Genomic DNA, 20,907 nt, shown 5'->3' with positions numbered 1-20,907 from the left:
TTTGTATTTGGTCTTATACTTATAAAAATCTCATTAATATATATAGATACTATGATACGCTATATTAATTAACCTAAGCATTGTCGGTAATATTTTGATTAAATATATTTTTGAATCCTAAGGATTCTACCTTAGAGTGAATATCTAAAACATTAGTCATATATAATCCTAGTTCTCTCATGCGATCAAAATACGCACTCCCAGAGAAAGTATATTTCTTACTCATACCGTCCTGAGTATTCATCGCTTCCTTAACGTAAGCAATGGCATCTCCAATAGCAAGCTCTGTAGGTAATTGTATCATTGGTTTATTTAGAGCAAATCTAACACTATTATTACCAGCTAAAACTCCTGTAACTATAGCTTCTGTGTGTCCAACTAGAAGTCCTGCTTTTTCACCAGCACAGAAAAGGTTATTAATGCCTTCAACTTGCAAATAGTTATCTCTGGGAGACATATTAAAAAAGCGCATAGAATTTCCTATTCCCCCTGTGTATGGGTCTTCATATCTAGCATTCTCTAATCCAGGAATTTTTCTCAATCTTTCCAGATTGAAATATGGTGCCATCAATTTAGCATGTCCAGTATCAAGTAGAATAATATTATCTTTAAAGTCAGGTAATGCATACTGCTGACAGGCTTTAATATCTAAATGATTTTCTGCCAACTCTTCTGGGATAGCAATAATAGCTACTCCTTCACGAGTTAATAGCTGTTGTATTTCTATAGATAGGGATTCCTTAAGAAGTTTACATGACCCGCTCATTGCCCCTATGCTACCATCAGGTTTTATACCGACCATTTCGGATACCCCAACTAAAGCACCTAAACTTAATCTTCCACCAAAGCTTGGACATCTTAAGACACACATAGCACATCCATTACCGTATTTATTACAATTATTTATAGGGCCAGCAGTACCGGTAGTATCTATATAAACATCTCCGGTAAATATTCTTTCTTTTTGATCCTGAACTGAAAGAATGGTTTTATCGTCCATTGTAACTTTTTCTATTCTAGCTTCAAAAATGATTTCAACCCCAAGTTTATGCAAATGAGAAAAAACTGCTCCATGTATCTCAGCTATATCATATAGATTAACATGGTTATGTCCTGGGAAATTTATATTTTTATGCCTGCTAGTATTATCACAGATTTCAAATAGATCACCACCACCCATTGCAATCATTTCTTCAGTAGCAGTAAATCGGCCATTATTACGCATGATTCCACCAACTAGTCCTGTACCTAAAAGCATATCAGTTCTTTCTAATATTGTAACTTTTGCACCGGCTTTTACTGCTCCGACAGCAGCTGCACATCCTGCCCAACCACCACCGATTATAGTAACTTTTGGCATCTGAAATCCTCCTCATAAAAAATAAAGCAATAAATATAGTATGCTAGTTGCACGTTATATCAATTACAAAAAAATAATATTTTACTCAAATAAGATAGGACTCCACATATTTTATTGCAGTTTTAGGCAATTAATCCATAAATTCCCATGAACTGGATATACTAGTTACTGCACTATTAGATGTAATAATATTAAGCTAACTATTGTAAACAAGGGATATATGTAGTATTGTAGTGTTGTTTAATAGTTTCATTTAAAGTGACTAATATTATATTAATTTTTTAATTTTATTTAAAAAGATTTTGGGGGAATTAAAATTGAGTAGTGTATATGCTCCAGGTTGTGCTCTTATGTTGTACAAGCCAGAATTAGGAAAAAAGGTTTTAGATGCTTTAAAAAAAGAAGTTGATATAATGGGGGACCATCATATTTGTTGTAGGCATGACCATGGACTTGAAATGGATTCAGAAATCATTAATACATGTTCAGGTTGTGATAGGAGATTCAGAGAAGAATATATGGATATCACTACAATATCATTATGGGAAATTTTAGCTAAGAGTAAAACCTTTGAGTTTCCAAATTATAAGGGGATTGAAATGACAATACACGATGCCTGTCCAACTAGAGGTAGAAATAGTGTTCATATTGCAATCAGGAACCTTTTAGAAAAAATGAATATAAAGATAGTTGAACCACGAAATACTTGTCAAAATGCAGTTTGCTGTGGGGATAGTTTTTATGGTGTTTTACCAGTTCAGCAGGTAAAGGAAATGATGAAAAAACGTGCAGATGAAATGCCCTGTGAAGAAGTTGTTGTATATTGTGTATCGTGTATTAAAGCTATGCATATAGGGGGAAAGAAACCGAGATATTTAGTTGATCTTCTATTTGGTGAAGAAACAAAAATTGATACTTTCGATCCAGATGAATGGCATGCTACTCTTCAACAGTATATAGATACACACTAGTTAATTGGTACGTCACGGTGGAATCCAACATATGATATATGACATAGAATTTCTTAATAATAGGAGGAGTGTTATATGTCGTATGGATCTAGAGTCCCTGTTTCTTGCCCCGTAGGGTTTAAGGGTCGGTATACTGTTCCACCTGGTGATACAATGTTTATGATAGCTCAGATGTTTAGAATACCTTTGGATACATTAGTAAGGGTTAATCCTCATATTACAAACCCAAGTATAATTTATCCTGGAGATGTACTTTGTGTACCAGCACTGATAACTATACCCTGTTGCATTGCACTAAATAAAATAGGCCGCCATCCCTTTGGGTCAGGTGGAGTTGCATTTGTTAACTTTGGTCCAAGAGGGGGAGAAGTTATTAGTGTTATGGCTACATTACCACAACAATCATATTTTGGAAACTTTGATATATATATTGCTACTGCCTTTTTCGGTGACTTTGGAGGTTTTGGTAACCAGCTGTTTCCTACACCAGAAGACCCACCAACTTGGGCTACAAGAATAGAGCTTCCGACGATAGTTTCGGTTAGTCCAGAGGTACAGATAGCTGTTCAACCTAGCAACTCTCTAACTGGTGTTTCAGGACCAATAATATTATTTAACGACTTAACTTCATGTGTATTATGTTAAACTATAAAAAAACAAAATAGTAATGCCTGTATGGGAAAAAGCATGTTATTAATAGTATCATGTTTTTTTACTTTTACTTTGATTTTTATATTAATATAAGAATATAATTAAAGAAACAATTATTACAATAAAAAATAGAGGAGATATCTATATTAGGATATTAATAGATGTAGAATTAATTATGTAAGACCATATCATTGAGAAAGTGAGTTGTTTACAATTAGACTTCGAACTAAAATAACAATTTTAGTAATTGCAATAGTTACTATTTCAATTTACTCAACTACTTTGTTAACAACAAAGAGATTAGTTGATAATTTTAGCAATGAAATGAATATTAACCTAATGAACATTGCAAAGGTAATTGCAAGTAGTCCTAATGTAGTTGAAGGGATGAAGACAGGTACGTATAGAAAAAATCCTATACAAGCATATGTTATGAAGATATTAAATGAAACTGAAAATGTTGAAATTATTGTAGTTGCAGATATGAATGGCTACAGATATGCTCATCCAAATCCAGAGAGGCTTGGGGAAAGATTTGTAGGTGGAGATGAACAGAGGGTTATTGAGTATGGGGATTCATATATTTCTGAAGCTACCGGTACACTGGGAAAAGCCATAAGGGCATTTGTACCAGTTTACGACCAGGAAACTGGAGAACAACTAGGTTTTGTCATGACTGGTGCTTTATCTCATACTATAGGTGTCATAAAAAGACAAAGGGTGTTAAATAGTATCCTTGTGTCATTTATCGGATTATTTATTGGTATTATTGGTGCTATTTTATTAGCAAATAATATTAAGAAAATTTTGTTAGGATTAGAGCCTGAAGAGATATCAAAATTATATGTTGAAAAACAAAGCATATTAGATACAATTCATGAAGGTATTATCGCTATAGATGAAAATGAAAATATAACATTAATTAATAGTTCTGCCAGTAAGTTACTGGGACTAGATGAAGATAAAATTATTGGTAAAAGAGTAACTGATGTGTTGTTGTCTACTAGGTTGCCGGATATTTTAAAGACTGGTGAAGGAGAGTATGATAGGGAACAGGTTCTTAATGGAACAGTAATAATTACAAACAGAGTACCAATCAAAGACGGGGATAAAATTTTAGGGGCCATAGCAACATTTAGGGATAAAACAATGGTAACCCGTTTAGCTGAAGAGGTTACAGGGGTAAAGCAAATTGTTGATGCTCTACGGGCTAATACTCATGAATTTATGAATAAGCTACATGTTATTTTAGGTTTAATTGAAATGGGTGAGCTACATGAGGCTAAAAATTATATAATTAGTGTGAGCGAAAATCAACAACAAATAGTATCCTTATTAATGAAAAGAATTAAAGAACCTGCAATTGTTGGTTTGTTATTAGGAAAGTTTAGTAAGGCAAAAGAGCACGGGGTTACGTTAATAATATCTGAGGATAGTACATTAGAAAAAAGATATGATAATATAAATAATAACTCTTTGGTTACAATAATAGGAAACTTAATCGAAAATGCTATAGAATCAGTTAGTGTTTCAAGCAGTAGAGAAAAGAAAGTTTATATTAAAATAAAAGAGGAACATAGTCGTATAATTATCGCAGTAAAAGACACAGGACCTGGAATAAAAGAAGAGTTTATACCTTTAATTTTTAAAAGGGAGTTTACAACAAAAGGTACACATAGGGGTGTGGGACTTTCACTAGTTAGACAATCTGTTGAAAATCTTGGGGGAATTATTGAAGTTTCCAGTATTATTAACCTAGAAACAACTTTTAAAATAATGCTTCCAAAAGGGGGAGTAGTACGTTGATTAAGGTATTAATAGTTGAAGATGATCCAATGGTGTTGAATCTAAATAAAAGATATATAGAAACTGTAGACGGATTTAAGGTTGTTGAAACTGCTCTAAATGGCAAAGAGGCATTAAGATTTTTAACTAGCCACTCAGTAGATCTAGTAATAGCTGATATTTATATGCCACACTTAGATGGCATTAGCTTCTTAAAAGAAATGAGAAGACGAATGATTAAGGCAGATGTTATTTTTGTAACTGCTGCTAAGGAAACAGATAGTATAGACGAAGTATTGATGTTAGGGGCTGTAGATTACCTAATTAAACCTTTTGAATATGAGAGACTAAAAAGCTCTTTAGAGAGCTACTACAAAAGATATCAGCTATTAAAGAGAAATGATGTAATAAAACAAGAGGATATAGATCAAATTACTAAAAGAGGCTACTATAATATAGAAAATACAGTTCAGAAAGGTCTTCATAAAAAGACTCTTGAAAGAATAAGAAACTTTATGAAAAAAAACGAAGGCATATATTTTACAAGTGAAGAGGTATCTGAGAAACTGCATGTGTCTAGAGTTACTGTACGAAGGTATTTAGAATACTTAGTATCTATAAGTGAGCTAACTTTAGAGATTGAATATGGCTCTATAGGAAGACCAAGTCATCTCTATAAACACGAAATCAAGTAGGCCAAAAACTATGTGAATACTATAACAATAAAATTTAAAATTACTAAACATTTAGAATACTTTCTAAATGTTATTTTTTTTTGCCCATATTATATACTTTCTATAATAGAAAAAATAAAAAATACTAGCGGAGGTGCTGACAATGAACATATCAGAAGAGAGTTTAAAGCTTCATGAGGAAAAACAGGGCAAAATAGAGGTTATATCAAAGGTCCAAGTTAAAGACCGACAAGATTTAAGTTTAGCTTATACGCCTGGTGTAGCCGAGCCCTGTAAAAAAATTCATGAGGATAAGGAAAAGGCCTATACTTACACTTCAAAGGGAAATTTGGTAGCAGTTGTTACTGATGGTACTGCAGTACTAGGATTAGGAGATATTGGACCAGAGGCCGCTATGCCAGTGATGGAGGGAAAAGCAATACTGTTTAAAGAGTTTGCAAGTGTCGATGCTTTCCCAATTTGTCTAGCAACTAAAGATGTTGATGAAATTGTAGAAACTGTTAAGCGAATTGCACCAACTTTTGGAGGAATCAATCTGGAGGATATAGGTGCGCCGAGATGCTTTGAGATCGAGAAAAGACTTAAGGAAGAGCTTGACATTCCTGTGTTTCATGATGATCAACATGGTACAGCCATTGTTGTAGTAGCTGCGGTTATAAATTCTTTAAAACTTGTTAAAAAGAACTTTAATGAAGTTACTATAGTAATAAATGGAGCCGGCTCTGCTGGAATTGCTATTGCAAATATGCTATTAAATATGGGTCCAAAAGATATTATTTTATGTGATAGAAAAGGCATACTTAGTGAGAGCTCCACAGATAACGACCCAAGCAAACAAGAAATGACTAGAAAAACAAATATAAATAAAATAAGAGGCAGTTTAGCTACTGCTATGGAGAAAGCGGATATATTTATCGGTGTTTCTGCGGGCAATGTAGTTTCAGAAGAAATGGTTAAAAGCATGAATGAGAATCCAATTATTTTCGCTATGGCAAACCCAATACCAGAAATTCTGCCAGACTTAGCTATAAGAGCAGGAGCAAAAGTGGTTGGTTCTGGACGATCTGATTTTCCAAATCAAGTAAATAATGTATTAGCATTCCCTGGAATATTTAGAGGGGCATTAGATGTAAGAGCTAAGGATATCAATGAGGAGATGAAGCTTGCGGCAGCATATGCCATTGCCAGTATTATTGAGGAGGATGAATTGAAGCCTGATTATGTTATTCCAGATGCTTTTGACTCAAGAGTTGCTGCAAGGGTTGCGGAGGCTGTTGCAAAGGCCGCAATAGAAACTGGAATAGCAAAAAAATAAAAAGGAGGGAAAACTATGTCAACTTCAACTGTATCTTTAAACGAAAAGTCAGGTTACAGAATTATGGGCATGAGTATTCAACTTTTTGCAATCATTACATCAGTTGTTTTAATTGCCACCTACATGGAAGTTTTACCTAAAGGTATGATAGGGGCCTTTGCATTAATGATGGTTATAGGCGCAATTTTCAATGAAATTGGTAGTAGGCTACCAATTGTTAAAGACTATTTAGGGGGCGGACCAATTGTAATTATCTTTGGCTCTGCAGCACTTGTAACCTATGGAATTCTTCCCGAGTATTCATCAGCTATTATGAGTAACTTTATGAGGGGTGAAGGCTTTTTAGATTTTTATATAGCAGCCCTAATAACAGGTAGTATTTTAGGAATGAATAGAAAACTCTTAATTAAAGCTTCTATTAGATATTTACCAGCAATTATAGGTGGGGTTGTTGTTTCGCTAGGATTAGTAGGTTTAGTTGGTGCAGTTATTGGATATGGAGCCACTGAGGCTATTTTATATATTGGTGTACCGATAATGGGAGGCGGTATGGGAGCAGGGGCTGTACCTCTATCACAAATCTTTGGAACTAGTTTAGGTGCTGATCCAGCGGATATTCTTTCTATAATGATTCCAGCCGTTGCTCTAGGGAATGCTATTGCTATAGTTGCTGCAGGGTTACTAGATCGTTTAGGTAAAATTAAGCCTCAATTAACGGGAAATGGAGAGTTAATGGAAATCAAAAACAAAGAAGATGAAAAGAAAGAAGAACAGCAGGAAGAAAAAGTTGAGTTAAATCTTACTATGCTTGGAAAAGGACTACTACTTGCAGTTACATTCTTCTCATTTGGTACAACTATAGGTAAATTCTTTCCAGCAGTTCATTCATATGCTTGGATGATTATAGCTGTAGCTGTTGTTAAGGCATTAAATATTCTTCCAAGAGAATATGAAGCAGCAGCATTCCAATGGTTCCAATTTGTAATGACAAATCTTACAGGTGTATTATTAGTTGGAATAGGAGTAGCATTTACGAATCTTCAACAAATTATTGATGCATTTACAATACAATATTTAATCTTAGTTGCAGTAACAATTGTTGGAGCAGTAATAGGGTCAGGTATCGTAGGAAAACTAGTAGGATTTTATCCAATCGAATCATCGATTACTGCGGGCCTATGTATGGCAAATATGGGTGGAACCGGGGACGTTGCCGTATTATCAGCTTCTGATCGTATGAAACTTATGCCATTTGCTCAAATATCATCTCGTATTGGTGGGGCATTTATGTTAATTCTGGCATCCGCACTACTTGGAATATTCTTATAAAGGTAAATGTAATTTAGTTCAATAGAGAACAGACTTTGGTCTGTTCTCTCAAATTATATAAAGCTATTTTATATAAGGAGGGACACAAATGCATGCGATAGAGAAAATATTAGCTAGGGCCTCTGGAAAAAAAGAAGTAAGGGCTGGAGAAATAATTCAGGCTAAGGTGGATTTTGCCGAAGTGAATGATCTGTATTTGCAATCAATAAAGTCGTTCTATGAGATGAAGGGTACTAAAGTATGGGACCCGAATAAAATTGCATTTATTTTGGACCACTATGCCCCAGCACCTAGTATACAGTCAGCTGCAAATCAGAAATCTATGAGAGAATTTGTAAAGGAGCAGGGTATTAAGTATCTCTTTGATATAAACGCTGGAGTATGCCATCAAGTTATGGTAGAAGAAGGCATCGTATGGCCAGGTATGATATTAATTGCAACAGATTCCCATACAACTACCCATGGGGCCTTTGGGGCATTAGGAACAGGCGTGGGGGCGACGGACTTAGCAACAATTATGCTAACAGGAGAGCTATGGTTTAAAGTACCTGACGTTATTAAAATAGAGATTAATGGTAAATTACAGACTGGAGTTATGGCTAAGGATGTTGTTCTTCATATATTAAGTGAGTTAGGAACAGATGTTGCCGTATATAAAGCTATTGAGTATACAGGAAGTACTGTTAGAGATATGAGTATTTCTGAAAGAATGGTTTTATGTAATATGGCAGTGGAAATGGGTGCAAAGACGAGTTATATAATACCTGATGAAAAGACTATTGAATATGTTAAGAGTAGAGCGGATTATGAATTTGATATTTTAGAGACTGATGAGGACTACAAGTACTCAGCAGAGTATATATTTAATGTTGATAATCTTGAGCCACAGGTGGCCTTACCTCATAGTGTTGATAATGGGGTAGACATACAAAAGACACTTGAAATTAAGGTAGATCAAGTATTTATAGGCACCTGTACTGGTGGTAGGCTTGAAGATCTAGAAATAGCAGCAGAAATAATAGGCGATAACAAAATCCATAAGGATATTAGACTAGTTGTAATACCTGCCTCAAAAGAGGTTTTGGAAAAGTCTATAGAAAAGGGTTATATTATGACATTAGTAAAAGCCGGGGCAACAATAACAAGTCCAGGCTGTGGACCATGTCTAGGTACACATCAAGGATTGCTAGCCCCTGGGGAAGTATGTGCAACTACATCTAGTCGTAATTTTCCTGGGAGAATGGGAAGTACAGAGGCAGATATTTACTTAGTTTCTCCCGCAACAGCTGCGGCGATAGCAATTAATGGTAAGATAACAGACCCTCGGTATTATATAAAAAATGCAAAGGTGGAAAATAAATGAAAGATGTAATCAGAGGTAAGGCAATTGTAGTGGGTAAAAATATTGATACGGATCAAATATACCCTGGAAGATATCTAGAGCTTGTGGAACCAGAGGATATAGCAAGGCATGCAATGGAAGGTGTTGACCCTAACTTTTTAAAAAGGTTTAGTAAAGGGGATATAATTGTTGCAGATAAAAATTTTGGATGTGGGTCTAGTAGAGAGCATGCAGTAATTACATTGAAAACAGCAGGGGTTGCTGCAATAATTGCTCCATCCTTTGCTAGAATTTTCTATAGAAATGCAATTAATCTAGGACTACCTTTAGTGACATGTGCAAATATTATTGAAAATATAAAAGAGGGAGAGGAGCTAGAGCTTCAATTAAGTACAGGTTGTATTAATAATTTAACTCTATGTACTGAAATCAAAGGAGATGAGCTTCCACCCTTTGTTCTTGAGATGATTTCTTATGGTGGTATAAAACAGTATTATATCCAAAAAAATTCTGAAAAATAGATATAAAAGTAGGTACTGTACCTAATTATATTAGTATATAGATTCATTTCTTATAACAGACAACATAACTGCTGAGGTGAAAGTAGATGTTTTTTTTCAGTATAGTATTTCCCGTATTCACTATAATAGCAATAGGGTAATTATGTGGTAAAAAATGGACATTGAAGTTAAGACTCAATCTAGACTAGCGCTCTATGTTTTTAATCCCGCTCTAAATTTTAATTCCATGATTACTACTAAAACAGACAATGAAGTTTTTACTAAGGTATTAATGTTTGCTATTTTGTTATTTGTAACATTTACAATATTAGTATATTTATGTAATCACTTTTTATTTAAGTTCTCTCAAGATATGAGAAGTGCATTACTGCTAAGTACTACATTTCCTAATAGTGGTAACTTTGGTCTCCCAATTATTCTTTTTGCATTTGGGCAAATAGGGTTTGATAGAGCTGTAGTTTTCACTGTTTTTCAATCTTTTATTATGAATTCTATAGGTGTGTACTTTGCATCTAATAGTAAAATAGTATGATGAATTCTTTCAAAGATGTAATTAAAATGCCAGCAGTTATTGTTTTAATAATAGCAATAATAATGAAAATTTTAACTTAATGCTCCTAGCCTTCTTAATGAGACCTGTAGAACTACTAGGTCAGGCAGCTATACCTACGTTATTAGTTGTATTGGGAATTCAATTGAGCATGGCAAAATTGGTATTTGACAAGTCATTTATTACTATTTCTTCGATATTGCGTCTTATTATTTACCCTATTATAGCTTTTATATTGCTACCTTTATTTTTCGAACTTAATACAATAACTGCGAAGGTTATTTTAGTATTATCAGCAACACCAGCTGCTGTTTCTACTACTTTATTTGCAATACAATTTGATTCACAGCCTCAACTGGTTTCCACAATGACTTTAATTACTACCATAATTAGCATAATTACGATATCAACACTATTAACTTTTATTGTATAAGGAGGGTTTTGATATTGAAAATAGGGTTTATTGGCCTAGGTATTATGGGTAGGCCTATGGTCAAGAATTTATTAAAAGCAGGATATGACGTTACAATTTTTGCTAGAAAGATGGAGTTACAGCAGGAAATGTTAAATTGCGGAGCAACTATTGGTATTTCACCTAAGGATGTTGCGATGAGAACTAATGTTGTAATTACAATGTTACCAAACTCCCCTCAAGTAGAAGAAGTTATACTTGGAATAGATGGTGTTTTAGAAGGGGCTAATGAAGGTCTTATTATAATTGATATGAGCTCTATTGATCCCACTGTTACCAAAGGGATTGCAAAAAAAGCAAAACTAAAGGGTGTAGAGATGTTAGATGCACCAGTGAGTGGCGGTGAGGGCAAAGCCATTGATGGAACTTTAGCTATAATGGTTGGAGGAGATGAAGAAGTATTTCAGAGGGCCCGAAATATTTTATCTGTAATGGGTTCATCAGTTGTTAGAGTTGGGGAAATAGGAAGTGGTAATATAACAAAATTGGCTAATCAAATAATAGTTGCACTTAATATTACTGCTATGTCTGAAGCTATGGTATTTGTCAAAAAAGCTGGTGTAGACCCAATGAAGGTATATAATGCTATAAAATCAGGGTCTGCAGGAAGCTCAGTTTTAGATAATAAACTACCCAAAATATTGGAACGAAATTTTGAACCTGGTTTTAGACTAGAACTTCATATAAAAGATCTAGTCAATGGGTTGAATGCAGGTGAAAAAATGTCTATTCCTTTACCATTCACAGAATATATATTGTACATTATGCAACAACTTAAAGATGAAGGCAAATCACAATTAGATCATACTAGTATAATACAATTCTTTGAGAAATTAGCAGAAGTTGAGGTTAAAGGGTTTTAAAATATAGCATTACAAAATCAAATATCTACCCAACAATAAAAGAAAATTATATGCATTAAGTAATTATGTATCACAATTATTTAGTGTACTAGAATAAAATTTTTGCGGAGATACTATTGTTGGGAGGTGTAACAATGCGATTAATTGCAAGATTTCCAGAACAAAGACAGGCTAGTGCCCTTATAGATAGCTTACGTAATGTTGGACTTGATAGAAAAGATATGATTGTAAGTGATCTAGCAAAGGAACAAAAGTTTAGTAGCTTTGATGAAGCGGCTGAAGAGGTTATTTTTATCAAAACCGAGAGGGAAGGATTAGGCGAACTAGGTACCTTTGCTGATGGCATACCTGGATTAGAAGGTAAAAACGAAGGAATTATTGTTGCAGTGGAAACATCGAAACACAATAGTAATAGGGTAAGGGAAATTATGGAGCAATCAGGTGCTGCTCAAATAATTCAAGACTAAATTAAATTAACTACCTATCATTATGATAGGTAGTTAATAATATATGATTTACATTTAATAAATTATTTAGCATCTACATAGTTATAACCATATTCAAAGGCTTCCATATTTAGATCTATAGTTTTTTCAGGAACATTATCTGCAATAGTTTCTTTCCAAATTTCTTTATGTAAATTAAGTTTATTTGCTAATATTCCTAGTAAAATGACGTTAGATACTTGTTTTTTTCCTAGTTTAACAGCATCCTCAAAAGCATTAATCTCTATTGTATTGTACTTATCTTTAAGAGTATTAATTTCTTCTTCAGGATAATCTGCTTTTTCTTGCTGCACCGGTACTGGATACCAACGTTTACTATTTAAAATAATCACTCCACTTTCCTTAATTTCAGAGCTCCATCTTAGGGCTTCCATAGGTTCCATTGCTAGCAATATATCTACTTCCTTTGGAGGAATATTAGGAGAGTATATGTTATCTCCAAAACGAACGCTACCCCAAACCATACCACCTCTTTGAGATAAACCAACAACGTCATTGCTTTTTACATCTAAGTCTGATTTTAAAGCTACCTGAGAGATAATTCGGGTCATAAGAACCAACCCTTGACCGCCTACACCACCGAGCATTATATTAGTTATCATATTTCATTCCTCCTATCTACAGGAACTGAGGATTTGATAGCATTAACAGGGCATACTTGAGCACAAACGCTACATCCTATACACATATCTTTATCGATAGAGGATTTTAATTTATCTATGCCTTCATATTTGACCATTCTTAAAGGTGGACAAGCTGTTTTTATACATGATCTACAACTTATACATGTATGAGGCTCTACGTAATAATAAGGCTGCTCAATATTATATCTCAATGCACAGGGACCATTAGCTACAACAATTGATATACCATCATAATCAATTTCCTCTTTTATAAGTTTAGTTGCAGCTTTGTAGTCATATTGATTAATCTCTTTTACTCTATCAAAGCCCATTGATTCAATTAGAGTCTTTATGCCAACTTTCATATCATCACTTTCGTTATACAAGCCAGAGCTTGCATTAGATTGCCCGCCTGTCATCGCAGTAGTTCTATTATCCAAAATTATTATTGTTATGTTTTGCTTTTCTTTTCTTTGGTGTAATAAATTTATAAAGCCAGGGAGACCAGAGTGAAAAAATGTTCCATCTCCTATAACTGCTACTAATGGTTGAGTTTCATTATATAGGTCCATAGCTTTTTGGACACCTTTTATCATGCCAAGACTTGCGCCCATACTTATTATCGTATTAGACTGTTCGAAGGGTGGCATAGCAGCTAGGGAATAACAACCTATATCGCCAATAACTATTTTGGCCTTTGATTTTTTTAGAATATCAAAGGTAGGTCTATGAGGGCAACCAGTACAAAATACAGGGGGTCTCATAACCGTTTCTTTTAACTTAAAATCAGCTGTTTTAACGCTTTCAACTAGACCCGCCTTATATAAACCCTCTTCTATTAAATGTTGGTGAAGCTCACCAGTAAAACGAAATAGCTCCTTGCCAATACAATTTATACCCATGAGCTTAAGCTCATTTTCGATGAATGGTTTCATTTCCTCTAAAATAATAATTTTTGAGAATTTATCGGTTATTTCTTTTGCCTTCTTTTTAGAAATAGGGTAGAGTAAACCTAGTTTCCATATGCTAGCGTCTATGTCTAATTCTTTTAGGTTATTATACATTAGTCCAGAAGTAATAATTAGAGTATCTGAATTCTCTTTTAATTCTAATAGATTTAATTCTGTTTCGTAGGCATAGGCCTCTAGCTCCTCTAATCTTTCTTTCATAAAGAATTGTTTATCTCTAGATTGAGGAGGAATCATGCAGTATTTTTGAAAATCCTTATCTATGCCTCTTGTATAGTTAGGAACAATTCGGTCATTTATAGTAACAACACTTCTACTATGACAGAGACGACTAGTTATTCTTAGCATCATAGGAATAGAAAACTTTTCGCTAAGTTCTAAAGCTTTTATAGTAAATTCTTTAGCTTCTTGACTATCGGAGGGGTCTACTATACCCATATTTGCAAATTTTCCAAAGATACGATTGTCTTGTTCATTTTGAGAGCTTGAAAGACCAGGATCATCACCAGTAACTAGCAAAAATCCACCTTTAGTTGGTGTTTGTGTGAATGTCATCAGTGGATCAGATGCAATATTGACCCCAACATGCTTCATAGTGGCAATCGATCTGACCCCATAAATGGATCCACCTATAGCAACTTCTAATGCAACCTTTTCATTAGTAGAAAACTCTGAGTATATTTCTTCATATTCTTTTAACTTTTCGAGTATTTCAACTGTCGGTGAGCCAGGATAGCTGGCTGCAATTATTCCACCGGCTTCATAAAAACCTCTAGCAATGGCTTCATTTCCAGTCAAAACTCTTTTGTTAAGCATATTTTCCATGTTTCCACTCCTTCCTTTAGAAAATATATACCCAATTTATCCAAAAAATTCAGGTTTTTCTACGTAATTACTTCTAATTGCTTTGCTTAAAATTGTGAAGTCAATATTTTTTGAGTCCATTGTAAACTGACAAGGATATTGGGTTTTGCATTCAAGACATTCAATATATTGTTTAAAACCTTTTTGTTCACGGTTGTCAAATAGAAATGAGAGCCCATTTTCATCCTTTGGTTCTGTCGAATTAGGAGGTTCAATTTTATATGAGTAAACATAAGTTGATTCGTACTTAACGGAAAACTTTTTACTTAAGCATTTAGGACAAGCTATTTCTCTAAGTAATTGCATATATTTAATCCTCTCTTATTAAAACATGAAAATATTTTTTATTAACTATTAGAACACATAAAATACAAACATTTTATTTTGTGGTCAATCTATACAAATCTTTAATATTATTTCACTAAAACTGAAATATTACCACTTTTTTTCATAAACCCTTGGATTTTTAAAGGATAAATAAACTAATATGTAAAATATTAAAATATAACATTAATTTAGATTATAATTGGAGGAATTTTAATTGAAGATAGTATGTATAGGGGATAGTCTAACCTTCGGCTATGGTGTAAGAGAAATAGAATGTTGGGTTAGTTTATTAAGAAAAGGCTTAAATGGTGAAGTAATAAATAAAGGTATTAATGGTGACACAACAGATGGAATGACCTACAGATTTCAAAGAGATGTGATCAGTAAATCACCTACCCATGTAATCATTATGGGTGGAAGCAATGATTTAATAATGGGGAGAAGTAAGACAGACATCATCAATAATATTGAAGAAATGATTAACCTAAGTATTAAGGATGGGGTTATGCCAATTATTGGTATACAGCCACCTATGGATGCTGAAATGGCGAATAAATATTGGTCAGCATATACAGATTTTAAGCAAGTTAATGAGAATATTAGGGCTTATAGAGACTGGGCTACCAGTTATATTAAAAAAACTAATCTAACATGTTTTGATTTTTACAAGGCCATAAATGAAAGTATGTATAAATACAAAAAAGAGGAAATATATATAGATGGGGTACACTTTACCCCTAGAGGACATAGTATAATGGCAGGTATTATAAATATAAAGAAATAAGTCCTACAACTAGGGCTTATTTCTATCTAAAGAGGTTTATTTATTTATAATTTTATTTATATTTTTAATTATTATTGAAATAGTTCCATCTGGGTTATTAATAAATTCAACTAAATCTTTATTATTATAATAGGCTAAGGGTAAATTGATTTCTATTCCATTATCAGTTTTAAATTTATGACTTTCTAGTTTTTTAGTTATTCTTTTTGATTGTTGAATATCAATATTAGTATTTAACCCTTCTTTTTTTATTTCATTAATAAATTCATGTTGAATTTCATAATTATCCTTGAAAACCTTTTTAGCTATACTTTCTATTTCTATGCTATCAGTTTCTTTTATACTATCAGACAAAACGTTTTGGAATTTCATTGTTTTATCAAAATCGTCATCAAAGTATTTCTTATTTACTTTTTTAGTGACTTTATTGATTATTTTAAACTTTTCATTGTTAGACAAATCGAAATTACAATTTAAAAACTGTTTCGAAAGATAATAGTCCTTATTCTCGTTTATTTCATATTCTTTTTCTAGGAGCTTTATTTCTGCTGTGGTCAAGTTTATAAGAACACATTCCTCTAGCTTTTGATTTTCATTAGGAAGGGTGGTAGTTTGTCTTATTAAGTTATTAACTGTTCCTTCATCTGTATTTAATACAAAGTGTATATAACTTAGTTTATAATTAAATTTCATTATAGCTAAATATGTATTATTATCAAATTCATAGTATGTAAAAATGATATCAGCGGGTGGAATATTAGGATTTTTCTTCATAATGTCAAATAGTAAATTGGCTAAATCAACACTAGTTTCAATAAAGCTATCTTTTGTAATTTCTTTAGTACAGTTATAGACTATATTATTTTCTAAATCATTAAAAGCACCGATTCTAATATCATCACTTGTCATTACTTTTAGTATATGCGCCTCTAAGAAGCTATAAATTTCATCTTTAGATTCCATAGATTTTGTTGATAGTACAGGTATCTGAACGCTATTATCAAGAATATGTAAAACTGAATTAATAATTTTTAAGTTAGTTTGTTGATCATTCATAGAAAAAGCCCCCTTACTTTTATGCACTGCTCCACCTATTATATTAGTGAAGCTAACATAAATCAATAATAATTAAAATAATTGCATATTATTTTATATGTTAAAATAGATAGGTATTTTTAATTACATATACTGAAAAGAGGTGCTGAATAATGAGACTAATTGAAAAGATAGTACATAAAAGTTTAGAAAAATTAGATGGAAGAGTTTCTAAGAGAATTACAGCTAGAGGGATTATATTAAAAGACTCAAAGATATTACTACAATATACTAAAAGATATAATGATTACAGTTTCCCAGGGGGCGGAGTTGATCCCGATGAGGATTTAATAAGAGGACTAAAACGTGAGCTTGAGGAAGAGACGGGTGCAACTAATATACAAATAATAGACGAATTATGCAAAGCTTTTCATAATTCGTCTTATGGAAAGTGATTTATTATGTGAAGTAAGAAGCAATATACTGATTAAACCAACCAAATATCAGCTTCAAACTTCACATAATTTTTTTAGATAATTGTTTTAAGCCATTCTATCATTTCTTCTTTCTCCTTTTCTGAATATTTTTCTAGCGGTAAAACATTATGGCTTGCTTCTTCTATTGCCTTACGTTTAATTTCAGGATTTGATTTTGCATAAATTTCTGTAGTAATAACAGATGTATGGCCTAAAAAGTCCCTAATATAAATTAAATTTACTCCGCCTTCTAACAAGTGCATAGCTTTACTATGTCTTAAGGTATGTGGTGATATCTTTCCTGAAAATAGTTCTGGATGTAGACTCCTTGCTTTCTTTACATATTTATCTAATATATAAGCAATTCCAAATCTTGTAAGTTTCTCAAACTTTTTATTGAAAAACAAGGGATGTACAGGTTGCATTTCTTTTTTTCTTTTGCAGTCATTCATATAGATATTTAGGATATCAAGTGTTTGTGGCATTAGGGGTATAATTCTTGTTTTATTGCCTTTTCCTGTTAATTTTACTGTAGCAGGTTTTATGTTTCGAATATCTCCAAAAGTTAAATCAGCAATTTCCTGAACTCTAGCCCCACTATCATAAAGGAGAACTAATATTGCCATTTCTCTTCGTCCTTCTGTAGATGAACTGTCATGAAGACGAAATAGATGTTTAATGGCTTCTACTGAGATATAGTTCATTGGAATAATAGGTACTTTGCGAGTTTTAATATCAAATATTGATGAACAAAGTTCAATATACTCGGGCTTTTCCATTTGGATATATTTGAAGAAAGCATGGAGTCCGAGAGCCTATGATTAATGCTTGACACGGAATATTGTTTTTCTTTCTCTAACCAAACTAGAAAGTCTTCTAAATATTTTCTGGACAACGTCTCAAGTCTCATTTTAGAAATCGATTTGTTTAGAAACTCTTCCTGGTACTGAAAGAGAAGAATGAATGTATCTCTGTAAGATTTAATCGTATTATCACTGTAATTTGTACGTTCAGGTATATGTTTTAGAAAGTAAGAGGACAGTAACTGTTGAAAATAATTAATTTTCATAGTCTACCACCTCCGGATAGGCATTGTTGTAGTACTCAGTCATTGTGTCAATGATGGAAGCATGGGCTTCAATTGTTAATCGAAGGTATTTTTCTGTGCTTTCCAAACCCCTGTGTCCAAGATATGTGCTTAGAATTGGAAGTGAACAGTATATATCATTTCCTTCGTCAACCATCTTTTCCAAAGCATGGACAAAGAAACGTATGGCGAATGTCATGTACTCGAGGAGTTGTTCCATTTTCTCTAAATATTCCAAAGAAAGGTCATAAACTTTCTAAATTGACAGTATACGGGGGTGCTATTATATTGACTACCATTTTTACTAGGGTAATAGTAACCGTCATATGTAGATGAAAAACCCATTCTCTTTACATACTTTTTACAATATTTAAGTAGTGATTTGGACATAGGCATCAGACGTTGTATGTTATTCTTGGTGGCATCCAACCTTATGATTCCTTGTTCAATATCTAAATTTTTCATTCTCAAACCAAGGGCTTCATTAATTCTTAGTCCACATCCATAAAGCATCCTAAATAACATCGGATATATAATATGGTATGTTGGATATCTTGGACTAATTGGAATTTTATCAAGGATTTTAGTTAGTCTATTTATCTCATTGTGTGTAAAAATATATGGAGTAAAATCATTTTTAATTTGAACAAGATCTGTTTCAGGATATACATAATAGCTAAAGCCTATTCGGTTCATAAACAAAGAAAATTGACGAATAATGCTCATTCTCATATGTTGTGTTTTAACTGATTCTACTCCCCGACGTGCTACATATTTTTCTACCATTTCTTTGGTGAGAATGTGAGAATTTAATGGTAGACCATGCTGAAAAAAGAAAGTGTCCATTCCCCTTAAAAGATAATAAACAGATGATCCCATTTTAAATCCAAGACTGCGTTTATAGACTATATACTTTGTACAATATTCTGCGAGGGGACCCGTAAAGATATAGGTAATCTCTCTACTCTTCATATGCCACCTCCAATGCTACAGAGCGGAGTTGCTCAATATCAATTGATAGATACAGGCGAGTTGTACTTGTATTTTCATGCCCTAGTATCCCTGTAATTACTGGGTAGGGTGTATTGTTTTTTAGTAGATTACTTGCCAAACTATGTCTCATAGAATGCAATCCATGTTTACGATCTGAATAAGATACCATCGCTTCATCCATATATCGAGTTATTACATAATGAAATACATTTGTTGATCCATAAGGTACAAATGGCGCTCGATGTCTTAAAAAAATATAGTGGGACTCTCCCTTTGGGCGACCATTTTTAATATAATCAATAATTGCATATTTAATATTATCGGGCAAGGGGATTTGAATTGGATTTCCTGTCTTTTGCTGAATAAATTCAATTGTATTTTTGCTCCATTTTATGAATTCTAACTTCATTAACCGGATATCACCAGCACGAATTCCTAATTGTATGGCAAGCAATAAAATTAGATAATCTCTTTTACCTATGTCCTTATCTCTATTTACATGTGAAAGTATTTTCTTAAGTTCATCTTCATTATAGTAAGATGGAATACGCTCCATTTTATTAGAAAAAATAACAGGAAATAATTGCTGCATGGGAGTAGTAATATACTTTTTTTCATATAAGAAGGATAAAAAGTTTCTTAATGTGAACAGAATACCACTTCTAGTAGACGTAGAATAACCCTTTTCGGAAATATATTTCACATATGAGAGAATAGGTTCTGGTTCCAGTAGACTAATTTTCCTTATACCAATTTTCTCAATATAATTAAGAAAACTTGTTAGTTGAATAGATTTACCTTCTATAGTCCTTTTAGTCAATCCAGATTCTAATCCAGTATTTAGAAATTCGGATAATATATCTGCAAATTCTGAGACTACCTGAACTCCTAATTTTTGATGACATTTAAGAATCTTACCATATAGTGCATACTCATTCAAAACTTTAATAGTCCTAAGATAAAATACATGGTGGTGCTTGAGGTTTTCTAATGATGGGATATTGTATTCTTCTTGAATAAATGACAAACATTTTTTATAAGAAAATTCTTCTATTCCATAAATACTGCATCGTTTTAATATTTTTCTCCAACAAGAACGATATCTGTTAATTGTATTTTTGGAATATCCAGAAGCACTAAGGTGTGATTCTACACTACTGATTAATTGTTTTAATGATATAGTAGTCATATTCATCACTGAATTCTCCTTTTCTATCTACTATATCAGAAATTATTATGCAAAGTTAAAAACAAATATTCTATTGAAATGTAACGATTTTAGCTACCAACTTCACATAATAAATTACTTTCCATAAGATGAATTCGGTTATATAGAAGAGTTCCTACCTCACTATAACCCTAAGTATGATATAATTCACAATTTAGCATA

The 20,907-nt window shown here is 32.9% G+C and carries 24 protein-coding genes; 14 read left to right on the top strand and 10 right to left on the bottom strand.

Going from position 1 to position 20,907, the window contains the following annotated elements:
• Positions 1-73: 73 nt before the first annotated feature.
• Positions 74-1,360 carry an FAD-dependent oxidoreductase gene (locus tag HZR23_RS16045; protein ID WP_132847676.1) on the bottom strand — a complete coding sequence of 429 codons (1,287 nt, stop codon included), beginning with the start codon at positions 1,358-1,360 and terminating at the stop codon, positions 74-76.
• Positions 1,361-1,677: 317 nt separating this feature from the next.
• On the opposite strand from HZR23_RS16045, the gene HZR23_RS16040 reads away from it, so the two are divergent.
• The 12 genes from HZR23_RS16040 (at position 1,678) to HZR23_RS15985 (ending at position 12,321) form a co-directional block, all read left to right on the top strand.
• Positions 1,678-2,331 carry a (Fe-S)-binding protein gene (locus tag HZR23_RS16040; RefSeq protein ID WP_132847675.1) on the top strand — a complete coding sequence of 218 codons (654 nt, stop codon included), beginning with the start codon at positions 1,678-1,680 and terminating at the stop codon, positions 2,329-2,331.
• Positions 2,332-2,406: 75 nt separating this feature from the next.
• Positions 2,407-2,976: a LysM peptidoglycan-binding domain-containing protein gene (locus tag HZR23_RS16035; RefSeq protein ID WP_132847674.1), complete on the top strand. Its 570-nt coding sequence runs from the start codon at positions 2,407-2,409 to the stop codon at positions 2,974-2,976.
• Between the two features lie 210 nt (positions 2,977-3,186).
• Positions 3,187-4,788 carry an ATP-binding protein gene (locus HZR23_RS16030; RefSeq protein WP_132847673.1) on the top strand — a complete coding sequence of 534 codons (1,602 nt, stop codon included), beginning with the start codon at positions 3,187-3,189 and terminating at the stop codon, positions 4,786-4,788.
• The gene (locus tag HZR23_RS16025; protein WP_132847672.1) at positions 4,785-5,462 is read left to right on the top strand and encodes a response regulator; all 678 of its coding nucleotides are present in this window, start codon (positions 4,785-4,787) and stop codon (positions 5,460-5,462) included. The genes HZR23_RS16030 and HZR23_RS16025 overlap by 4 nt, the downstream gene beginning before the upstream one ends.
• A 142-nt stretch (positions 5,463-5,604) precedes the next feature.
• A complete protein-coding gene (locus HZR23_RS16020; RefSeq protein ID WP_132847671.1) occupies positions 5,605-6,777 on the top strand; it encodes an NAD(P)-dependent malic enzyme in 1,173 nt (390 codons plus the stop codon).
• 15 nt (positions 6,778-6,792) lie between these two features.
• Positions 6,793-8,106 (top strand): 2-hydroxycarboxylate transporter family protein, encoded by a 1,314-nt coding sequence (locus HZR23_RS16015; protein WP_132847670.1) that lies wholly within the window; start codon positions 6,793-6,795, stop codon positions 8,104-8,106.
• Between the two features lie 88 nt (positions 8,107-8,194).
• Positions 8,195-9,469: a 3-isopropylmalate dehydratase large subunit gene (locus HZR23_RS16010; protein WP_132847669.1), complete on the top strand. Its 1,275-nt coding sequence runs from the start codon at positions 8,195-8,197 to the stop codon at positions 9,467-9,469.
• Positions 9,466-9,969, top strand: a complete 504-nt coding sequence (locus tag HZR23_RS16005) for a 3-isopropylmalate dehydratase small subunit (protein ID WP_132847668.1) — start codon at positions 9,466-9,468, stop codon at positions 9,967-9,969. Before HZR23_RS16010 ends, HZR23_RS16005 begins: the two co-directional genes overlap by 4 nt.
• Before the next feature lie 154 nt (positions 9,970-10,123).
• The gene (locus tag HZR23_RS16000; protein WP_132847667.1) at positions 10,124-10,501 is read left to right on the top strand and encodes an AEC family transporter; all 378 of its coding nucleotides are present in this window, start codon (positions 10,124-10,126) and stop codon (positions 10,499-10,501) included.
• Between the two features lie 79 nt (positions 10,502-10,580).
• Complete coding sequence (locus HZR23_RS15995) at positions 10,581-10,952, top strand: AEC family transporter (protein ID WP_132847666.1); 372 nt, start codon at positions 10,581-10,583, stop codon at positions 10,950-10,952.
• Positions 10,953-10,966: 14 nt separating this feature from the next.
• Positions 10,967-11,854, top strand: coding sequence for a 2-hydroxy-3-oxopropionate reductase (gene garR / locus HZR23_RS15990; protein ID WP_132847665.1), 888 nt, complete (start codon positions 10,967-10,969; stop codon positions 11,852-11,854).
• 134 nt (positions 11,855-11,988) lie between these two features.
• A complete protein-coding gene (locus HZR23_RS15985) occupies positions 11,989-12,321 on the top strand; it encodes a hypothetical protein (protein ID WP_132847664.1) in 333 nt (110 codons plus the stop codon).
• 62 nt (positions 12,322-12,383) lie between these two features.
• Here HZR23_RS15985 and HZR23_RS15980 read toward each other — a convergent pair whose 3' ends face one another.
• From HZR23_RS15980 to HZR23_RS15970, 3 genes are read right to left on the bottom strand one after another with little or no spacing between them, the layout of a single operon-like run.
• Entirely contained in the window at positions 12,384-12,962 is a 579-nt protein-coding gene (locus tag HZR23_RS15980; protein ID WP_132847663.1) for an indolepyruvate oxidoreductase subunit beta, read from the bottom strand.
• A complete protein-coding gene (locus HZR23_RS15975) occupies positions 12,959-14,767 on the bottom strand; it encodes a thiamine pyrophosphate-dependent enzyme (RefSeq protein ID WP_132847734.1) in 1,809 nt (602 codons plus the stop codon). Before HZR23_RS15975 ends, HZR23_RS15980 begins: the two co-directional genes overlap by 4 nt.
• A gap of 45 nt (positions 14,768-14,812) precedes the next feature.
• Positions 14,813-15,121, bottom strand: a complete 309-nt coding sequence (locus tag HZR23_RS15970) for a hypothetical protein (RefSeq protein ID WP_132847662.1) — start codon at positions 15,119-15,121, stop codon at positions 14,813-14,815.
• Between the two features lie 235 nt (positions 15,122-15,356).
• Here HZR23_RS15970 and HZR23_RS15965 point away from each other — a divergent pair, with 235 nt between their 5' ends.
• On the top strand, positions 15,357-15,926 hold the full coding sequence (locus HZR23_RS15965; RefSeq protein WP_132847661.1) for a GDSL-type esterase/lipase family protein: 570 nt from the start codon (positions 15,357-15,359) through the stop codon (positions 15,924-15,926).
• 36 nt (positions 15,927-15,962) lie between these two features.
• On the opposite strand, the gene HZR23_RS15960 is transcribed toward HZR23_RS15965, so the two are convergent.
• Complete coding sequence (locus HZR23_RS15960) at positions 15,963-16,982, bottom strand: nucleoid-associated protein (RefSeq protein WP_132847660.1); 1,020 nt, start codon at positions 16,980-16,982, stop codon at positions 15,963-15,965.
• 152 nt (positions 16,983-17,134) lie between these two features.
• Here HZR23_RS15960 and HZR23_RS15955 point away from each other — a divergent pair, with 152 nt between their 5' ends.
• Entirely contained in the window at positions 17,135-17,416 is a 282-nt protein-coding gene (locus HZR23_RS15955) for an NUDIX hydrolase (protein WP_132847659.1), read from the top strand.
• Between the two features lie 74 nt (positions 17,417-17,490).
• On the opposite strand, the gene HZR23_RS15950 is transcribed toward HZR23_RS15955, so the two are convergent.
• From HZR23_RS15950 to HZR23_RS15930, 5 genes are read right to left on the bottom strand one after another with little or no spacing between them, the layout of a single operon-like run.
• Entirely contained in the window at positions 17,491-18,216 is a 726-nt protein-coding gene (locus HZR23_RS15950) for a tyrosine-type recombinase/integrase (protein WP_213050287.1), read from the bottom strand.
• Positions 18,138-18,506: a site-specific integrase gene (locus HZR23_RS18155; RefSeq protein ID WP_213050286.1), complete on the bottom strand. Its 369-nt coding sequence runs from the start codon at positions 18,504-18,506 to the stop codon at positions 18,138-18,140. Before HZR23_RS18155 ends, HZR23_RS15950 begins: the two co-directional genes overlap by 79 nt.
• The gene (locus HZR23_RS15940; protein ID WP_213050285.1) at positions 18,496-18,762 is read right to left on the bottom strand and encodes a site-specific integrase; all 267 of its coding nucleotides are present in this window, start codon (positions 18,760-18,762) and stop codon (positions 18,496-18,498) included. The genes HZR23_RS18155 and HZR23_RS15940 overlap by 11 nt, the downstream gene beginning before the upstream one ends.
• The gene (locus HZR23_RS15935; protein WP_213050284.1) at positions 18,750-19,496 is read right to left on the bottom strand and encodes a tyrosine-type recombinase/integrase; all 747 of its coding nucleotides are present in this window, start codon (positions 19,494-19,496) and stop codon (positions 18,750-18,752) included. Before HZR23_RS15935 ends, HZR23_RS15940 begins: the two co-directional genes overlap by 13 nt.
• Complete coding sequence (locus tag HZR23_RS15930) at positions 19,486-20,712, bottom strand: site-specific integrase (protein ID WP_132849885.1); 1,227 nt, start codon at positions 20,710-20,712, stop codon at positions 19,486-19,488. Before HZR23_RS15930 ends, HZR23_RS15935 begins: the two co-directional genes overlap by 11 nt.
• Positions 20,713-20,907 lie beyond the last annotated feature (195 nt).

It is taken from the genome of Serpentinicella alkaliphila (genome assembly GCF_018141405.1).
GTDB classification, from domain to species: domain Bacteria; phylum Bacillota; class Clostridia; order Peptostreptococcales; family Natronincolaceae; genus Serpentinicella; species Serpentinicella alkaliphila.
This window is presented reverse-complemented; position numbering and strand designations above follow the sequence as displayed.